15 protein-coding genes are annotated in these 17,741 nt (G+C 64.7%); all 15 read right to left on the reverse strand.

Annotated features, from left to right (window positions below; all coding sequences use genetic code 11):
- Nucleotides 1-91: 91 nt before the first annotated feature.
- The 15 genes from DIE08_RS36245 to DIE08_RS17965 all read right to left on the reverse strand — a co-directional run bounded on the left by DIE08_RS36245 (nt 92) and on the right by DIE08_RS17965 (nt 17,276).
- Entirely contained in the window at nt 92-217 is a 126-nt protein-coding gene (locus DIE08_RS36245; RefSeq protein ID WP_260436541.1) for a hypothetical protein, read from the reverse strand.
- Between the two features lie 123 nt (nt 218-340).
- Entirely contained in the window at nt 341-1,471 is a 1,131-nt protein-coding gene (locus DIE08_RS17900) for an SLC13 family permease (RefSeq protein WP_124902795.1), read from the reverse strand.
- Between the two features lie 13 nt (nt 1,472-1,484).
- Nucleotides 1,485-2,378 carry a ParB/RepB/Spo0J family partition protein gene (locus DIE08_RS17905; RefSeq protein ID WP_059682910.1) on the reverse strand — a complete coding sequence of 298 codons (894 nt, stop codon included), beginning with the start codon at nt 2,376-2,378 and terminating at the stop codon, nt 1,485-1,487.
- 31 nt (nt 2,379-2,409) lie between these two features.
- Nucleotides 2,410-3,189 carry a ParA family protein gene (locus DIE08_RS17910; protein WP_124902797.1) on the reverse strand — a complete coding sequence of 260 codons (780 nt, stop codon included), beginning with the start codon at nt 3,187-3,189 and terminating at the stop codon, nt 2,410-2,412.
- A gap of 51 nt (nt 3,190-3,240) precedes the next feature.
- Nucleotides 3,241-3,927 carry a 16S rRNA (guanine(527)-N(7))-methyltransferase RsmG gene (gene rsmG, locus DIE08_RS17915; protein ID WP_124902799.1) on the reverse strand — a complete coding sequence of 229 codons (687 nt, stop codon included), beginning with the start codon at nt 3,925-3,927 and terminating at the stop codon, nt 3,241-3,243.
- Entirely contained in the window at nt 3,924-5,894 is a 1,971-nt protein-coding gene (gene mnmG / locus DIE08_RS17920) for a tRNA uridine-5-carboxymethylaminomethyl(34) synthesis enzyme MnmG (protein WP_124902801.1), read from the reverse strand. Before mnmG ends, rsmG begins: the two co-directional genes overlap by 4 nt.
- A 518-nt stretch (nt 5,895-6,412) precedes the next feature.
- A complete protein-coding gene (locus DIE08_RS17925) occupies nt 6,413-7,168 on the reverse strand; it encodes an ABC transporter ATP-binding protein (RefSeq protein ID WP_059602253.1) in 756 nt (251 codons plus the stop codon).
- Nucleotides 7,168-8,952 (reverse strand): ABC transporter permease subunit, encoded by a 1,785-nt coding sequence (locus DIE08_RS17930; protein ID WP_124902803.1) that lies wholly within the window; start codon nt 8,950-8,952, stop codon nt 7,168-7,170. Before DIE08_RS17930 ends, DIE08_RS17925 begins: the two co-directional genes overlap by 1 nt.
- A 4-nt stretch (nt 8,953-8,956) precedes the next feature.
- Nucleotides 8,957-10,012, reverse strand: coding sequence for a branched-chain amino acid ABC transporter permease (locus DIE08_RS17935; protein ID WP_059682658.1), 1,056 nt, complete (start codon nt 10,010-10,012; stop codon nt 8,957-8,959).
- A 201-nt stretch (nt 10,013-10,213) separates the two neighbouring features.
- Nucleotides 10,214-11,371 (reverse strand): ABC transporter substrate-binding protein, encoded by a 1,158-nt coding sequence (locus tag DIE08_RS17940; RefSeq protein ID WP_124902805.1) that lies wholly within the window; start codon nt 11,369-11,371, stop codon nt 10,214-10,216.
- Between the two features lie 1,124 nt (nt 11,372-12,495).
- Complete coding sequence (locus DIE08_RS17945; protein ID WP_170296431.1) at nt 12,496-13,470, reverse strand: branched-chain amino acid ABC transporter permease; 975 nt, start codon at nt 13,468-13,470, stop codon at nt 12,496-12,498.
- Nucleotides 13,470-14,354, reverse strand: coding sequence for a branched-chain amino acid ABC transporter permease (locus DIE08_RS17950; protein ID WP_059602103.1), 885 nt, complete (start codon nt 14,352-14,354; stop codon nt 13,470-13,472). The genes DIE08_RS17945 and DIE08_RS17950 overlap by 1 nt, the downstream gene beginning before the upstream one ends.
- Before the next feature lie 114 nt (nt 14,355-14,468).
- Complete coding sequence (locus tag DIE08_RS17955; RefSeq protein WP_059682654.1) at nt 14,469-15,668, reverse strand: ABC transporter substrate-binding protein; 1,200 nt, start codon at nt 15,666-15,668, stop codon at nt 14,469-14,471.
- 76 nt (nt 15,669-15,744) lie between these two features.
- On the reverse strand, nt 15,745-16,500 hold the full coding sequence (locus tag DIE08_RS17960; protein ID WP_124902807.1) for an ABC transporter ATP-binding protein: 756 nt from the start codon (nt 16,498-16,500) through the stop codon (nt 15,745-15,747).
- Nucleotides 16,497-17,276 (reverse strand): ABC transporter ATP-binding protein, encoded by a 780-nt coding sequence (locus DIE08_RS17965; RefSeq protein ID WP_021160426.1) that lies wholly within the window; start codon nt 17,274-17,276, stop codon nt 16,497-16,499. The genes DIE08_RS17960 and DIE08_RS17965 overlap by 4 nt, the downstream gene beginning before the upstream one ends.
- Nucleotides 17,277-17,741: the final 465 nt, after the last annotated feature.

A 17,741-nucleotide genomic window follows, 5' to 3' on the forward strand; every position in this document is an offset into this window, starting at 1 on the left:
GCGCGGTCGCGATGAATTGAGGTGACAACGAAGTCTGGTGCAGGCGACACCGGTGCGACGTGATCGCAGCAGAAATCCTGCTGTGACGCGATCACGGGAAATGACCCGACGCGGCGACGGGTAACAGAGGAAACACTGTGGCCGCCACGTCGAGCGCGATGCGCGAAATGTGCTTGAACGTGAGCACGCCGATACCTGCAATCAGTTGTTGTGCCACCACAGTAGTTCGACTGTGGTGGCACAACACTTATCAACAGGACCGTCTTCGCAACGACCGGGAACGCTGTGCGCCCTTCCCGCCACGCTTGCGGCATGCATAAGCCGCACTGATCCGCATCGCTCAGCCGTGAACGAGCAACCACGCACCCAGCGCCGCGCTCAGGATCGCGAACGGAATCGACACGAGGTGAAACGGCAGCCACATACGAGGCTCCTTCGCAAGACGCACCGCGATCAGGTTCGCGAGCGAACCGATCGCGAAACCGAAGCCGCCGACCGATACGCCGAACGCGAGCGCCCGCCAGTCGCGCGTGAATTCCGACAGCAGGATCGCCGCCGGCACGTTGCTGATTCCCTGTGACACCACCGCGCCCGCTGCGAACACACGCAGCGGCGAATCGAGATGGGTTCGCGCGATCGCATCGTGGACGACCGGCAGCGCAGCCGCGCTGCGCAGCACGACGAACATCAGCACGAAGATCAGCAGCAGCAGCCAGTCGATCTTCAGGACCGCGTCACGTCTCGCCACCAGCAGCGCGATCACGACGGCGATCAGACCCGGCACGGGATTGTGCGCATCGGCGAGCAGCACGAACGCACCGAACAGCACCGCCGCGAGCAACGCATGCATGCGCTGTACGGGAACGGCCTGGACGTCTCCCGACAGATCGAGCGGCTTCGCGCGAAACGCGCACGCAGTCAGCACGAGCAGCAGCGCCATCAACGCCAGTGCGAGCGGCCCGAGCGTGACGACGAAGCGGCCAAACGACACGCCGCTCAATTGCCACAGGAAAAGGTTCTGGGGATTGCCGAGCGGGGTCGCGACGGACCCCGCGTTGACGGCCAGCGCGACCACGATCACGAGCCGCCGGAACGGCAGCGGCGTCAACGTGCGTAGCGATACCATCAGCGGCACGACGACGAACAGCGCGACATCGTTGGTAAGCCACATCGCGAGCGCCGCCGCGAACACGACGAGCAGCATCGCAAGCCCGCGCTCGGAATGCACGTGATGCACGATGCGATGCGCGAGCCACATCAGGCACCCGGACAGCTCGAGCGCCTTGGTCAGCATCAGCAGACCCGCGAGCGTCGCGACGGTCTGCCAGTCGACGAGACCGACCAGCGCGGCAATTGGTTGCGGACGCAACCATTGCAGAACAACCAGCGCAAGCGCCAGCACCGTTAGTACGGGTTCCTGCAAAAGCCAGCCAAGCCACCGGCGCGGCGCCGGTGCGCCCGTGTTTTCCATCGATCGTGCCTCGTTATTCTTCGGCCGCGACGTTGCCGCGCAAGCGCGCAAGAATGCCCTCGAGCGCGTCGAGGTTGCCGAAATCGATCATCACCTGCCCTCGCCCGCGGCGGCCGAGCTTGATCTTCACCGTCGACGCGAGCAGGTCGGACAACTCCTCCTCGAGACGACGCGTGTCGCGGCCGCCGTCATCCTTCGCGCGCGCCTTCACCGCCGGCGCTTCCTTCGTCGTATGCGCGACCAGCTTCTCGGTCTCGCGCACCGACATGCGCTTGTTGACGACCTGGTGCGCGAGCGTGATCTGCGTCGCGGCATCGACCGCAAGCAGCGCACGCGCGTGACCCATGTCGAGGTCGCCGGCCAGCAGCATCGTCTGCACCGGCGCTGCGAGGTTCAGCAGACGCAGCAGGTTCGATACCGCGCTGCGCGAGCGGCCGACCGATTCGGCCGCCTGCTCGTGCGTGAAACCGAATTCGTCGAGCAAGCGCTGGATACCGTGCGCCTCTTCCAGCGGATTCAGATCCTCGCGCTGGATGTTCTCGATCAGCGCCATCGCGGCGGCGGCCTGATCGGACACGTCCTTCACGAGCACCGGTACTTCGTCGAGGCCGGCCAGGCGTGCCGCGCGGAAACGCCGCTCGCCGGCGATGATTTCGTATTTGTCAGATGAAATAGGTCGTACCAGGATCGGCTGCATCACGCCTTGCGCGCGAATGCTGGCCGCCAGCTCCTGCAAGCTGCCTTCGTCCATCCGCGTCCGCGGTTGGTACTTGCCCGCCTGCAGCTTGCCGAGCGCGAGCGTGTTCGGCGCCCCTTCGATCTTCACCGCTTCGGTGATGTCCGCACTGCCGCCGAGCAGCGCTTCGAGGCCACGTCCCAAGCCCTTCTTCTTTGGTACCGCGTTCATGTCTTTCTTCCTCGCTTCGCTCATGTCCGGATCACGACACCTCGAACGCGCGCACGCGATCGATCATCTCGGCACCAAACTGGAGATATGCCTGCGCACCGCGCGAGTTACGGTCGAATACGACGCCCGGCAACCCGTAACTTGGCGCTTCCGCCAAGCGCACGTTGCGCGGAATCACCGCGTCGAACACCTTGTCGCCGAAGTGCGCTTTCAATTGATCGGAGACTTGCTGCTGCAGCGTGATGCGCGGATCGAACATCACGCGCAGCAAGCCGATGATCTTCAGGTCGCGGTTCATGTTCGCGTGAACCTGCTTGATCGTATTGACGAGATCCGACAGCCCCTCCAGCGCGAAGTATTCGCACTGCATCGGGATCACGACGCCATGCGCCGCGCACAGCCCGTTCAGCGTCAGCAGCGACAGCGTCGGCGGGCAATCGATCAACACGAAGTCGTAGTCGTCGGCCACGCGTTCGAGCGCGCCCTTCAACCGTCGCTCGCGGTTATCGATGCTGATCAGCTCGATCTCGGCACCGGACAGTTCACGGTTGGCCGGCAGCACGTCGTACGTGACGCCTTCCGGACGCACGCGCGCTTCCGTCACCGATACGCCGTCGACCAGCACTTCGTACACGGTCGACTCGCAGGCGGCCTTGTCGATCCCACTACCCATCGTCGCGTTGCCCTGCGGGTCGAGATCGATCAGCAGGACTCGTTGCTCCTGCGCTGCAAGGCTTGCGGCGAGATTGACCGATGTCGTCGTCTTGCCGACGCCCCCCTTCTGGTTCGCAACGCAGAAGATCTTTGCCATCGTTGGTGTGTTCCCTTTACCTTCAAACAAACGGCGCGCTACCGCGCGCCTTCAATTCGCCTCGTCGACGGTGACCTCGATCAGATGCCGTTCGGCATCGAGCATCGGTACCGCCAGCCGCATCGTCTGCTTTACATGACTGCCCTCCGGCAACCGTGCAATTTCGTCGTCCGGATGGACACCCTTCATTGCCCAGATCGATCCACCGGGCGCGACGAGATGTCGAGCAAGTTTAACGAAGTCGGATAGATCCGCGAAAGCGCGGGATACGATCATGTCGAATTTTTCCGGCACTTCGATACCCGGCTGCAGCGATTCGACACGCCCGGTGACGACAGACAGGTTCGCGAGCTTCAGCTCGGCGCGCATCTGCGTCTGGAATGCAGACTTCTTCTGCACGATATCGTTCAGCGTGACCTGCCAGTCCGGCTGGACGATCGCCAGCACGATACCGGGCAACCCGCCGCCCGAACCCACGTCGAGCACGCGCGCCGATGCATGGTCGCGCAGATGCGGAACGATGGAAAGCGAATCGAGAATATGCTGGATCAGCATCTGCTTCGGGTCGCGGATCGCGGTCAGGTTGTAGACCGCGTTCCACTTGCCGAGCAGCGCGACATAGTCGAGCAGCTGGTTCCGTTGTGCATCCGTCAATGTGATGCCGAGCTCGGCCGTGCCGTCGACGAGCATCTGTTCAAGTACGTCCCGATTAACCGCCGGCGCGCGACGCGCCGTCATTGTTGCGTCGGGACGGTGCCGTCCCCCTGTTCCGTCGCCTCTGCGGCCGTGCCGTTACGACGGCCAAGGCCTCGGCGTTTCAGGTGCACCATCAGCAGCGAGATCGCTGCCGGCGTGACGCCCGAGATTCGCGATGCCTGGCCGATCGTTTCCGGGCGGAACTCGTTCAGCTTCTGGCTCACCTCGAACGACAGGCCGCGCACCTCGCGGTAGTCGATACCGTCCGGCAAGCGTGTGTTCTCGTTCGCATCGTTGCGCTCGATCTCACTGGCCTGCCGCTCGATATAGCCCTGATATTTGATGCCGATCTCGACCTGTTCCTTGATCTGCTCAAGCAGCACCGGATCGTCGGCCAGCGGCTCTGCAGGCGCGCATTCACCGCCCTTCAGGCCGCACACACCGTCGTAGCTGATACCGGGGCGGCGCAGCAGTTCGGCGAGGCTGTACTCGTGATCGATCGCCTTGCCGAGCAACGCGGTCGCCTCTTCAGGCGGCAGCGTCTTCGGCGTGACCCACGTCGACTTCAGTCGTTCGGTTTCACGTGAAACAGCGTCACGCTTCCGGCTGAATGCGTCCCAGCGCACGTCGTCGACGAGGCCCAATTCGCGGCCGATCTCGGTCAGGCGCATGTCCGCATTGTCTTCACGCAGGCTCAGACGGTACTCGGCACGGCTCGTGAACATCCGGTACGGCTCGGCCACGCCACGTGTGACGAGGTCGTCGACCAGCACGCCAAGGTAGGCCTGGTCGCGACGCGGGCACCAAGCGTCCTTCTCCTGCACGTAGCGGCCCGCATTCAGACCGGCCAGCAGCCCTTGTGCGGCCGCTTCTTCGTAGCCGGTCGTGCCGTTGATCTGGCCCGCAAAGAATAGCCCGTTGATCGCCTTCGTCTCGAGCGATGCCTTCAGCGCGCGCGGGTCGAAGTAGTCGTATTCGATCGCGTAGCCGGGGCGCAGGATGTGCGCGTTCTCGAGGCCGCGCATCGAGTGCACAAGCTCGAGCTGCACGTCGAACGGCAGACTCGTCGAAATTCCGTTCGGATAGAACTCGTTGGTCGTCAGCCCTTCCGGCTCGAGGAAGATCTGGTGCGATTCCTTCGATGCGAATCGGTGGATCTTGTCCTCGATTGACGGGCAGTAACGCGGGCCGACACCTTCGATCACGCCTGTATACATAGGCGAACGGTCGAGGCCGCCGCGAATGATGTCGTGCGTGCGCTCGTTCGTGTGCGTAACCCAGCAAGGCAGCTGCTGCGGATGCTGCTCCGCACGGCCCAGGAACGAGAATACGGGGATCGGATCGAGGTCGCCCGGCTGCTCGTCCAGCTTCGAAAAGTCGATCGAGCGGCCATCGATACGCGGCGGCGTACCGGTCTTGAGGCGTCCCTGCGGCAGCTTCAACTCCTTCAAGCGCGCCGACAGCGACACGGCCGCCGGATCGCCCGCGCGACCGCCCGTGTAGTTGTTCAGGCCGACGTGAATCTTGCCGTCGAGGAACGTACCAGCCGTCAGCACGACCGCACGTGCGCGGAAGCGGATGCCGATCTGCGTGACGGCGCCGACCACGCGATCGCCTTCGACCATCAGGTCGTCGACAGCCTGCTGGAACAGCCACAGGTTCGGCTGGTTCTCGAGCCGATGGCGGATCGCAGCTTTGTACAGGATGCGGTCGGCCTGCGCACGCGTCGCGCGCACGGCCGGGCCCTTCGACGAATTGAGGATCCGGAACTGAATACCGCTCTCGTCCGTCGCGGAGGCCATCGCACCGCCGAGCGCATCGACTTCCTTGACCAGATGGCCCTTGCCAATGCCGCCGATCGACGGATTGCAGCTCATCTGGCCAAGCGTTTCGATGTTGTGGGTCAGCAGCAGCGTCTTCGCGCCCATACGGGCCGATGCCAATGCGGCTTCCGTGCCGGCGTGCCCGCCACCGACGACGATGACGTCAAATTCTGTGGGAAAAAGCATGGTGGATTCCGGGCGCAGAACTGCGCACGAACCTATCTGAGAAATGTATGGGCCGAATTATAGCGGGTTCGCTTTTCACCCGAAGACCGTCCGAATGGTAGGGCCGGTTCATTTGCCCACTTTTTTTGCCCGATCGGCTGAGCTGTGCCGTGCGGCCTGCTTCGGCGGCGCTGCTGCAGCCTCGGCGCACATCGTCACACTGTGCAAAATCGCGCACCCGGCAGTGGTTTGCGACCTCCGTCATCGCTGTGCCATCACAGCATTTCGGATCGACCTGCCCGAGCTTATCCCCTGTGCCGTTTGGCTCATGTCGATAGAACACTGTCACGTGTACAGCGCTCACTGCCCTGCGCAACCCGGCGCGATGATGCCCCCGCTCTCGTCACAGGGTTTCTGCTTGTTGCTCCGGCACTTATCCCCACGCCCGATTCACCGACGCATCGCCCCTCTCCCAGAAAACAAAAAGCGGCGTGTTTCACGTGAAACACGCCGCACGTTTCCCGCCGACCGCCCACCCATCAAGCCGTTTTTTTCACCAACCCCAGGTATGTTTCGATCACCCGAGGATTCTGCGCCAGCTCCGCCGCCGGTCCTTCCAGCGCAAACTCCCCCGTCTCCAGTACATAGCCGTAGTCCGAGATCTGCAGCGCAGCCCGAGCGTTCTGCTCGATCAGAAGCGTCGCGACGCCTGTGCCGCGTAACGCGCTGATGATATGAAAAATCTCCTTCACGATCAGCGGCGCCAGCCCGAGGCTCGGCTCGTCGAGCATCAGCAGATCGGGCTTGCCCATCAGCGCACGGCCCACCGCGAGCATCTGTCGCTCACCACCCGATAGCGTGCCGGCTGCCTGCTTGCGCCGCTCCTTGAGCCGCGGAAACAGTGCAAACACATGATCGAGCTGGTCGAGGAAGTTCGACTCGCCTGCGAGCTTGCGGCGATACGCGCCCAGCACGAGGTTATCCTCGACCGTCATCGTGCTGAACAGCTCGCGCTTTTCCGGCACAAGGCACATTCCCCGCGCGACACGCTGTTCGACCGGCAGCGCGCCCACGTCCTTGCCACGGTACACAACTGCCCCTGTCGCATGCCCGGTCACCGGCAACGCGCCCATGATTGCGTTCAGCAGCGTCGACTTGCCTGCCCCGTTCGGGCCGATCACGCTGACGATCTGTCCTGCGCCGACCTTGATCGCCGCTCCGTGTAACGCCTCTACCTTCCCGTATCGCACCGCCAGGCCGCGCACGTCGAGAATCGGCATCGTCGTCTCCGCCATCATTCCACCCCGCCCAGATACGCTTCGAGCACCGCCGGATCCTGCTGCACGTCCTGCGGCAGTCCTTCCGCGATCCGCGTGCCGAATTCCATCACCACCAGCCGGTCGGTGAGGTTCATCACGAAATCCATGTCATGTTCCACGAGCAACACGCTCATTCCTTCCGCCTTCAGGCGCCGCAGCAGGTGGGCGAGCTGCTGCTTCTCCTGGTAGCGCAGCCCAGCGGCCGGCTCGTCGAGCAGCAACAGCGTCGGATCGCAGCAAAGCGCGCGCGCGATTTCGAGAATCCGCTGCTGGCCGAGCGCGAGGCTGCCGGCTTCATCGTACATGTGCCTCTCCAGCCCGACGCGGCGGATCTGTCGTGCCGCCTCGGCCAGTAGCTGCGCTTCCTCGTGCGCATTGAACCGCGCGATGCTGCGCCACACGCCCGTATGGCCGCGCAGGTGCGCGCCGATCGCGACATTCTCGAGCACCGTCATCGTCGGCAGCAGCTTCACGTGCTGGAACGTACGACCGATCCCCCGCCGGACAATCTGGCGCGACGTGAGCCCGTCGATCCGCTCGCCGCGGAACGTGATCGTGCCGCCGGTCGGCTGCAGCACGCCGGTCACGAGGTTGAACGTGGTCGACTTACCGGCGCCGTTCGGGCCGATCAGGCCGATGATCTGTCCCGCCTTCACGTCGAAGCTGACGTCGTTGACGGCCACCAGTCCACCGAACTGCTTGCGCGCGTTGTCGACGACGAGCAGCGGCTCGCCCGCCACCGGCTTCGCGCGCTGCGGCAGCGGATCGGCATGGTCGGGCACATGCGCGCGCGGCCCGCGCGGAAACAGCTTCGCGACGAACGGCCACACGCCTTGGCGTGCGTACTGCAGCAGCAGCACCATCAGCACGCCGAACACGATGATCTCGAAGTTGCCCTCCGAGCCGAGCAGCTTCGGCAACAGCGTCTGCAGGTAGTCCTGAAGCACGGTGAGGATCGCGGCACCGAGCACCGCGCCCCACACGTGCGACACGCCGCCGACCACGGCCATGAACAGGAATTCGATCCCGTGGTTCAGGCCGAACGGGGTCGGGTTCACCGCGCGCTGCAAGTGCGCGTACAGGAAGCCCGAAACCGCAGCGAGCGCGGCCGCGTAGATGAAGATCACGACGCGCATCCACGCGGTGTTCACGCCCATCGCCTCTGCCATCACGCCGCCGCCACGCAATGCGCGGATCGCACGGCCTGGCCGGCTGTTGAGCAGGTTCTGCACGGACACGATCGCGGCCAGCACGACGGCCCAGATCAGGAAGTACAGGCTTCGGCCGCTTCCGAGCTCGATGCCGAACAGGTTCAGTGCCGGAATCCCGTTGATACCGTCGTACTTGCCGAGCAGTTCGAGGTTTCCGAAAAGATAGAACAGCGCGAGACCCCACGCGATCGTGCCGAGCGGCAGGAAGTGCCCGGACAGGCGCATCGTGACCGCACCGAGCACGAGCGCGACGAGCGCCGTCAGCACGACGCCGACGATCAGCGCGAGCCACGGCGACACGCCGTAGCGCGTCGTCAGGAATGCGGTCGCATACGCGCCGATGCCGACGAATGCGGCCTGACCGAAGCTCGTCATGCCGCCAACGCCCGTCAGCAGCACGAGGCCGATCGCGACGATCGCGTAGAGGCCGATGTAGTTCAGCAGCGTGATCCAGTATTCGGGTACCTGCAGCGCGCCGGGCAGCACCGGCAGCGCGAACAGCACCACGAGAAACACCCAGAAAGTCTTGTTGCGTACCATCGTCTTCATCGCGTCACTCCTCTTCCTCTTCCGTGTGCGGCGTCGCGAAACTGCGCCACAGCAGCACCGGGATGATCAGCGTGAACACGATCACTTCCTTGTACGCGCTCGCCCAGAACGACGAATACGATTCGAGCACGCCGACCAGCAGCGAGCCGGCGGCCGCGAGCGGATAGCTGACCAGCCCGCCGATGATCGCGCCGACGAAACCCTTCAGGCCGATCAGGAAGCCGGAGTCGTAATAGATCGTCGTCAGCGGACCGACGAGGATGCCGGACAGCACACCGAGCCCGGCCGCCAGCGTGAACGCGAGCCGCCCTGCTTCGGTCGTGCCGATGCCGACGAGCCGCGCGCCGAGCCGGTTCACGGATGTCGCACGCAGTGCCTTGCCGGCGATCGTGCGGCCGAAATACACGTAGAGCGCGCCGATCAGCACCAGCGCGGTCACGACCACGAGGATGCTCTGTACCGACACCGTCATGCTGCCGACCGACAGCGACGCATCCGCGAAGCCGTTGGTGCGCGAGCCTTCCGCCCCGAACATCACAAGCCCGAGGCCGACCATCGCGAAATGGACGGCGACGGACACGATCAGCAGCAGGAGTGTCGTGCCTTCGGCGATCGGCTGATAGACGAGCCGGTAGACGAACGGCCCCATCGGCACGACGATCGCGAGCGTCAGCGCGATTTGTGCAAGCATCGGCATCGGCTGCGCGGCAAAGCCGCGCGTAATCGCGAACACCGCGAGCGGCAGAAGCACGTAGCGGCTGCCGAGCGTCGCGAGCGTGCGGCCGAGCTGATGACGGCGTTCGCGATGGCGAATCAGGCCGCCGACTTCCAGCAGGAAGCACGCGATGCCCATCACGAACAGCAGCCAGCAGGTGGCGGGAAATTTCTGCGCCTGCAGCGCCGCAAGCGTGAGCGCACCGTAGGCGACGAATTCGCCCTGGGGAATGAAGATCACCCGCGTGACGGAAAACACCAGCACGAGCGCCAACGACAGCAATGCATAAATGGCGCCGGTCGTGATGCCGTCTTGCGCGAGGATCGCCGCAATCGAGAGATCCATACGTTTCGGGTATCGAAAATGCTGCGAAGAAACGAAAGACGGGAATGGCCGCGGCGCACGAACGGCAAAATCGGCGCGTCGGGCGCCACGCGGCGGGCCCCGGTGATTCCATGCGGCACGGGAGCGGCCCGTCAGGCCCGCTCCGCTGCCGACGGCGCGCACGGCGCCGTTCGCGCCGCGCCCGCCGGTTTCACGTGGTGCTTACTCGGCCTGCAGCTTCCACTTGCCGTCGACGATCTGCACCATCACGCGCGCACGCGTGTCGAAGCCGTTGTGATCGGTCGGCGTCGTGTTGATCACGCCGTGCGACACGGGCAGGTCCTTCACGCTCTCGAGCGACGCGCGCAGCGCCTCGCGGAACGCCTCGGTGCCCGGCTGGCCCTTCTTCAGCGCTTCGGGGATCGCACGCTGCAGCAACAGCCCCGCATCCCATGCGTGGCCGCCGAAGGTCGACAGCGACCCCGCGCCGTAGGCCTTCTCGTACGCGGCCTTGTAGCCGAGCGCCGGCTTCTTCACCGGGTTCGAATCGGGCAGCTGGTCGGTCACGAGCACCGGGCCGGCCGGGAGGATCTCGCCCTCGCAATCCTTGCCGCACACGCGCAGGAAGTCGTTGTTCGCGACGCCGTGCGTCTGATACACCTTGCCCTTGTAGCCACGCTCCTTCAGCGTCTTGGCGGGCAGCGCGGCCGGCGTGCCGGACCCGGCGATCAGCACCGCATCGGGATTCGAACCCATCAGCTTCAGCACCTGCCCCATCACCGACGCGTCGGTGCGGTTGTAACGCTCGTTCGACACGACCTTCAGCCCGTTCTTCGCAGCAGCCGCATTGAACGTGTTGTACCAGCTGTCGCCGTACGCATCGGCGAAGCCGATGAAGCCGACCGTCTTCACGCCGTGCTTCGCCATGTAGCCGGCAATCGCATCGGCCATCAGCTGGTCGTTCTGCGGCACCTTGAACATCCATGCGCGCTTCGTGTCCATCGGCGAGATGATCTGCGCGCTCGCCGCGAGCGAGATCGTCGGCGTCTTGCCCTGCGATATCGGATCGAGCATCGCGAGCGAATTCGGCGTGACGGACGAACCGATGATCGCGTCGACGTGATCCTCGTCGATCAGCTTGCGCACGTTCTGCACCGCGCGGCTCGTGTCGGACGCATCGTCGAGCACGATGTACTGGACGCTCTTGCCCGCGATTTCCTTCGGCAGCAGCGCGATCGTGTTCTTTTCCGGAATCCCGAGCGACGCGGCCGGCCCGGTGGCCGACAGCGTTACACCGATCTTCACCTGCGCCGACGCCGTGGCCGCCGCGCACACGAGGCCCGCGGCAAGCAGAACCTCCATCCATCGATTCATCTTCATTTACGTTGTCTCCAAACGCTGCTCGAAAAATCCGCGGGTCGCTCGGGCGGCTCCCGGTCCTCAAACAAGTTAATAATTTAACTATCTCGCCGTACCGCGCCTACACTCGTTTTCCCGTGAAATGCCTGAACCGCCATCAAGCCCCGGTGATACTGCGCGCGCACGCGCCGCGGCGCGCTCCGAAACGGTCGCGCGACCGCCACGATGCGCGGCAGTAATGTCGTCTGGATGAACCAACCGGAGAAATGCGACGTTGCGCGAGACACGATCGATGCGGACGCAACGATCATCGGAAGGTCGGCCGGCCGGGCCGGGTTCGGCTCCACAAGCGGGCGATGCAGGATCGAAAAATCGGCCGTTCATGCGAACGCGAACGACACGTCGGATGCGAACGCAACGACCGCGGAGACCGTCGTGCCGGCAAATCGCACCGGAACGCGCATGCCGGCCGCAGGACGGCTCGTGAACGCCGGGGTATATCCGTGCACCGCCGCCCCCGAACGAGCGGCGCCAGCCGCCCCCCTGCACCCCGATCCATCGTCCCGCGCTTCTCATCCAACCGCACTCCCTCTTCTGCATTTTGCTTGTAGGAGAACTGCCGACCGTTTTCCCGACCGCACGGTCGGCGAAAGCTGAGTGTAACGGACGCTTTTTGCGCACGCCAACCGGGTAAGCCCGGACGGCAATGCACGTGGCTGCGCGCCAGCGGCGATCGACCGGCAGGAAGGAAGGACGAAAACGGAGGAAGACGGGATGAGACGCGAGCGCGGTCGGCCAGAATGTGGCGGCACGCCTTTGCACCAGCAACGGAAATTCGCGCACCAAATGAAAAAGCGCTGTTGGATTCCGTCCAACAGCGCTTTTGGGGTCCGGGCACTTTGTGCCTCGATTGTCTCCTCGTTCTCCACCTGCAAATTCGTTTCGCGGTGCATCAGAACTGAAACGAAGATTAAAGGACCTTTCACCCTGCGACAACTTAGCATTTACCCCTATGGTGCATCGCCGCACGAAAATGGGGCACCAGCCCTGCCGCGCGGCACCGGCGCGAGGCCGCCGAAACGCCCTTCCCGGCTGCGCCGGATGGTGCTTCGCATCAACGCGCCGCAACGGCCGCTGCGATGCAATCAGGACGGCCTGAGCGTCTTCACCCGCGCGACCATCTCGCCGACGATCCCGCGCCGGAACGCAAGCACGCATGCGATGAAGATCAGCCCCGTGACGATCGTCGCCGATTCGCCGAGCGAGTGGAACCAGCCGATGCCGGTCGCCGACGCGAGCCATTCGCCGATGTCGCCGAGCCGGTCCTCCAGCGCGACGATCAGCGCCGCGCCGAGCAACGGGCCGAACAGCGTACCCATCCCGCCGACGAGCGTCATCAGCACGACGAGGCCCGACATCGTCCAGTACGCGTCGGACAGCGTCTCGAAACCGAGCACCAGCACCTTCAGCGAACCGGCCAGCCCCGCGAGCCCGGCCGACAGGATGAACGCGAGCAGCTTGAAGCGATCGGTGTCGTAGCCGAGCGAGATCGCGCGCGCCTCGTTCTCCTTGATCGCGACGAGCACCTGGCCGAACGGCGAGTGCACGATCCGCACGATGAAGGCGCACGCCGCGACGATCACCGCGAGTACGACGTAGTAGAGCGCGACGTCGTTCGACAGGTCGACGACCCCGAACAGGTGCCCGCGCGGCACGCCCTGCAGGCCGTCCTCGCCGTGCGTGAACGGCGCCTGCAGATAGATGAAGTAGACCATCTGCGCGAACGCGAGCGTGATCATCGCGAAGTAGATGCCCTGCCGGCGGATCGCGAACAGGCCGACGACGAGCCCGAGCAGCGTCGCGGCAACGGTACCGACCAGCACGCCGAGCTCCGGCGTGAAACCGAGCGTCTGGATCGCATAGCCGGTCACATAGCCGGCGGTCGCGAGGAACATCGCATGACCGAACGACAGCAGCCCCGTATAGCCGATCAGCAGGTTGAACGCGGCCGCGAACAGCGCGAACGTGAGCACCTTCATCACGAACACCGGATACGCGCCGATGAACGGCGCGACGAGCAGTGCCGCGAGCAGCACGCCGTAGAGCACTTTTCTCTGCATCATTTTTCCTTGCCGAACAGGCCCGCCGGGCGGAACAGCAGCACGATCGCCATGATCACGAACACGACGGTGGCCGATGCTTCCGGATAGAACACGCGCGTGAAGCCCTCGATCACGCCGAGCAGCAGGCCGGTGATGATCGAGCCGAGGATCGAGCCCATCCCGCCGATCACGACCACCGCGAACACGGTGATGATCATCGGCTGGCCCATCAGCGGCGACACCTGGATCACCGGCGCCGCGAGCACGCCCGCGAACGCCGCGAGCGCGACGCCGAAGCCATAGGTGAGCGTGATCATCATCGGCACGTTCACGCCGAACGCCTCGACGAGCTTCGGGTTCTCGGTGCCGGCGCGCAGATAGGCGCCCAGGCGCGTCTTCTCGATCACGAACCAGGTCGCGAGACACACCGCGAGCGACGCGACGACCACCCACGCGCGGTAGTTCGGCAGGAACATGAAGCCGAGATTGGTCGCGCCGGACAGCTGCGACGGCACGTCGTACGGCTGGCCGGACGATCCGTAGATCGACCGGAACACGCCTTCGACGACCAGCGTGAGCCCGAACGTGAGCAGCAGCCCGTACAGGTGATCGAGCTTGTACAGCCAGCGCAGCATCGAACGCTCGATCAGGATCCCGAACGCACCGACGATCAGCGGCGCGAGCACGAGCATCGCCCAGTACGGCAACGCGAAGTACGACAGCCCCATCCACGCGAGCATCGCGCCCAGCATGAACAGCGCGCCGTGCGCGAAGTTGATCACGTTGAGCAGCCCGAAGATCACCGCGAGCCCGAGGCTCAGGATCGCGTAGAACGAGCCGTTGACGAGCCCGAGCAGCAACTGGCTCAGCATCGCCGGCAACGGAATGCCAAAGATTTCCATCGACTTAGCCGTCAGAATGAGTTTTGTTGCGCGCGCAACGTTCAAGCCGTCGCGCGCACGGGCGGCGCAGCGGGCACATCGCTGCGGCCGCCACCACGCGCCGCTATGTCGCGCTTACTTCCACATCGCGCAGCGCGATTCCTGCTTGGTGCCGAATGCCTGGTCGCCCGGAATCGTGGCGAGCACCTTGTAGTAGTCCCACGGCTCCTTCGATTCCGACGGCTTCTTCACTTCCATCAGATACATGTCGTGAATCATGCTGCCGTCCTGGCGAATGAAGCCCTTCGCGTAGAAGTCGTTGATCTTCATCTTCTTCAGCTCGGCCATCACCTTGTCGGAGTCGGTCGTGCCGGCCGCCTGCACGGCCTTCAGGTACGTCGTCACCGACGAATAGTCGGCCGCCTGCAGGCTCGACGGCATCTTCTTCATCTTGCCGAAGTAGCGCTGCGCCCACTGGCGCGATGCCGCGTCGCGGTTCCAGTACCAGCTGTCGGTCAGCACGAGGCCCTGCGTCGTCTCCAGGCCGAGGCTGTGCACGTCGTTGATGAACATCAGCAGCGCGGCGATCTTCATCGTCTTCGTGATGCCGAATTCCTTCGCGGCCTTGATCGAGTTGATCGTGTCGCCGCCCGCGTTCGCGAGGCCGAGGATCTGCGCCTTCGACGACTGCGCCTGCAGCAGGAACGACGAGAAGTCCGACGCCGACAGCGGGTGGCGCACCGTGCCGAGCACCTGGCCGCCATTCGCCTTCACGACATCCGACGTGTTCTTCTCGAGCGCCTTGCCGAACGCGTAGTCGGCGGTCAGGAAGAACCAGCTCTTGCCGCCCTGCTTCACCACCGCCGAGCCGGTGCCCTTCGCGAGCGCCATCGTGTCGTACGCGTAGTGGACCGTGTACGGCGTGCACTGCTCGTTGGTCAGCGTGTCGGCGCCCGCGCCGATGTTGATGTAGACCTTCTTCTTCTCGGCCGCGACCTGGTTCATCGACAGCGCGGTCGCGGAGTTCGTGCCGCCGACCAGCAGGTCGAGCCCGCCGCGGTCCATCCACTCGCGCGCCTTCGACGCGGCGATGTCGGCCTTGTTCTGGTGATCGGCATAGACGACCTCGATCGGCTTGCCGAGCACCTTGCCGCCGAAGTCGGCGACCGCCATGCGGATCGCCTCGAGGCCGCCCTGCCCGTCGATGTCCGCGTAAAGGCCCGACATGTCGGTGATGAAGCCGATCTTCACGGTATCCGCGGCCTGCGCGGCGCCGGCGGTGAACGCGGCAGTCGCGAGGGCGAGACAGGCGTGTGCGAGGGTCTTCATTTTCATTGACGTCTCCTGTTGTTCTGATGCGTTGTGGTTGTTCGAAGCCGCCACGGCTAGCGGCGAGAGAGGCGGGGCGGCGTCACACCCCGAGCAGGTCGTGCAGGGTGGGCATCTTGCTTTCCAGTTCGGCCGCGCGGAAATGCTCGACGATGCTGCCGTGCTCCATCACGTAGAACCGGTCGGCAAGCGGTGCCGCGAAGCGGAAATTCTGTTCGACCATCACGATCGTGTAGCCGCGCGCCTTCAGCGCGACGATCATCCGCGCCAGCGCCTGCACGATCACCGGCGCGAGGCCTTCGGAAATCTCGTCGAGCAGCAGCAGGTTCGCGCCGGTGCGCAGGATCCGCGCGACCGCGAGCATCTGCTGCTCGCCGCCGGACAGCCGTGTGCCCTGGCTCTGCCGGCGCGACGCGAGGTTCGGGAACATCGTGTAGATCTCGTCGATCGACATCGCGTGGTCGCGCGGCCCGATCGGCGGCGGCAGCATCAGGTTCTCCTCGCACGACAGGCTCGAGAAGATCCCGCGCTCCTCCGGGCAGTAGCCGATGCCGAAATGCGCGATGCGGTGCGTCGCGAGGCCGATCGTCTCGTTGCCCGCGACCTTGATCGACCCGCTGCGGCGGCCGGTGAGGCCCATGATCGCGCGCAGCGTCGTCGTGCGGCCCGCGCCGTTGCGGCCGAGCAGCGTGACGACCTCGCCGCGATGCACCGTCAGGTCGACGCCGTGCAATATGTGGGATTCCCCGTACCAGGCCTCCAGGCCCGTGATCTCCAGCGCGGGCGTACCGCTCTCGACGCCGCTCAATTCGCGTTCCTCCCGTTCGCTGTGCTTCATGCGTGCGCCCCCGCGAGCGCCGCGTCGGCGCTGCCCATGTAGGCCTCGATCACGAGCGGATTCTTCGACACTTCCGCATACGAGCCTTCGGCCAGCACCTCGCCGCGTTGCAGGACGGTGATCGTGTCGGAGATGCCCGCGATCACGTTCATGTTGTGCTCGACCATCAGGATCGTGCGGCCGCTCGCGACCTTCTTGATCAGCGCGGTCACGCGATCGACGTCCTCGTGGCCCATCCCCTGCGTGGGCTCGTCGAGCAGCATCAGTTCGGGTTCCATCGCGAGCGTGGTCGCGATCTCGAGCGCGCGCTTGCGGCCGTATGCGAGCTCGACGGTCGGCACCTGCGCGAAATCAGTGAGGCCGACCTGCGTGAGGAGGTCCATCGCGCGGTCGTCGAGCCGCTTCAGCGTGCGTTCGCTGCGCCAGAAATGGAATTCGGTGCCGAGCGCGCGCTGCAGGCCGATACGCACGTTCTGAAGCGCGGTCAGGTGCGGGAACACGGCCGAGATCTGGAACGAGCGGATGATGCCGCGCCGTGCAACCTGCGCGGGCCGCTCGTCGGTGATGTCGATGCCGTTGAAGACGATCTGGCCGGCCGTCGGTGTCAGGAACTTGGTGAGCAGGTTGAAGCAGGTGGTCTTGCCCGCGCCGTTCGGTCCGATCAACGCATGGATCGCACCGCGCCGCACACGCAGGTTGACACCGTTCACGGCGGTGAAGCCCCTGAATTCCTTCGTCAGTCCGCGTGTTTCGAGAATCGTGTCGCCGAGAATCATGTTCCCTTCCGTACGAAGTCAGGCGAAGCACCGGGAAGATTCGCGAGAAGCGTCCGCGAACAGGTCCGCGGATCAGCGGGCTGCCCCCCGGGCGCCGAATTACGCCTCGAGGGTGGTCTCCCGCGCCGACGCGTATGCACACTGCGCAACATTGTCGCGCCGTTGGTGCAGTGCAATCATCGGGATTTGCACTTATAGGGCTGGCCGCCATATGACACGCGGCTGAGCGCGAATTTCGACGCGTTTTTTTTGACGCGCGCATCATCGAAGGTCGCTCAATCGCACGACGCGTGCCTGCGCGAACGCGGGCACGTTACGCCGCGCGTCATGTCGTCGCGCAACGAGAAGGCCGCGAGCAATGCGCGGCTTGCGGCGCAATCGCCGTGCGTGTCGTCGATCCGTTGCGATCCGCACGCCGGCTTGTTTCGCATAGCGAATCAGCGGGCACCCGCATGACGGCCCGCT

Source organism: Burkholderia sp. Bp9004, assembly GCF_003858025.1.
Lineage (GTDB): Bacteria > Pseudomonadota > Gammaproteobacteria > Burkholderiales > Burkholderiaceae > Burkholderia > Burkholderia diffusa.

Coding starts and splice junctions, on each gene's coding strand:
- DIE08_RS17900 (WP_124902795.1), bottom strand. CDS start 1,471: ATGGAAAACACGGGCGCACCGGCGCCGCGCCGGTGGCTTGGCTGGCTT.
- DIE08_RS17905 (WP_059682910.1), bottom strand. CDS start 2,378: ATGAACGCGGTACCAAAGAAGAAGGGCTTGGGACGTGGCCTCGAAGCG.
- DIE08_RS17910 (WP_124902797.1), bottom strand. CDS start 3,189: ATGGCAAAGATCTTCTGCGTTGCGAACCAGAAGGGGGGCGTCGGCAAG.
- rsmG (WP_124902799.1), bottom strand. CDS start 3,927: ATGACGGCGCGTCGCGCGCCGGCGGTTAATCGGGACGTACTTGAACAG.
- mnmG (WP_124902801.1), bottom strand. CDS start 5,894: ATGCTTTTTCCCACAGAATTTGACGTCATCGTCGTCGGTGGCGGGCAC.
- DIE08_RS17925 (WP_059602253.1), bottom strand. CDS start 7,168: ATGGCGGAGACGACGATGCCGATTCTCGACGTGCGCGGCCTGGCGGTG.
- DIE08_RS17930 (WP_124902803.1), bottom strand. CDS start 8,952: ATGAAGACGATGGTACGCAACAAGACTTTCTGGGTGTTTCTCGTGGTG.
- DIE08_RS17935 (WP_059682658.1), bottom strand. CDS start 10,012: ATGGATCTCTCGATTGCGGCGATCCTCGCGCAAGACGGCATCACGACC.
- DIE08_RS17940 (WP_124902805.1), bottom strand. CDS start 11,371: ATGAAGATGAATCGATGGATGGAGGTTCTGCTTGCCGCGGGCCTCGTG.
- DIE08_RS17945 (WP_170296431.1), bottom strand. CDS start 13,470: ATGCAGAGAAAAGTGCTCTACGGCGTGCTGCTCGCGGCACTGCTCGTC.
- DIE08_RS17950 (WP_059602103.1), bottom strand. CDS start 14,354: ATGGAAATCTTTGGCATTCCGTTGCCGGCGATGCTGAGCCAGTTGCTG.
- DIE08_RS17955 (WP_059682654.1), bottom strand. CDS start 15,668: ATGAAAATGAAGACCCTCGCACACGCCTGTCTCGCCCTCGCGACTGCC.
- DIE08_RS17960 (WP_124902807.1), bottom strand. CDS start 16,500: ATGAAGCACAGCGAACGGGAGGAACGCGAATTGAGCGGCGTCGAGAGC.
- DIE08_RS17965 (WP_021160426.1), bottom strand. CDS start 17,276: ATGATTCTCGGCGACACGATTCTCGAAACACGCGGACTGACGAAGGAA.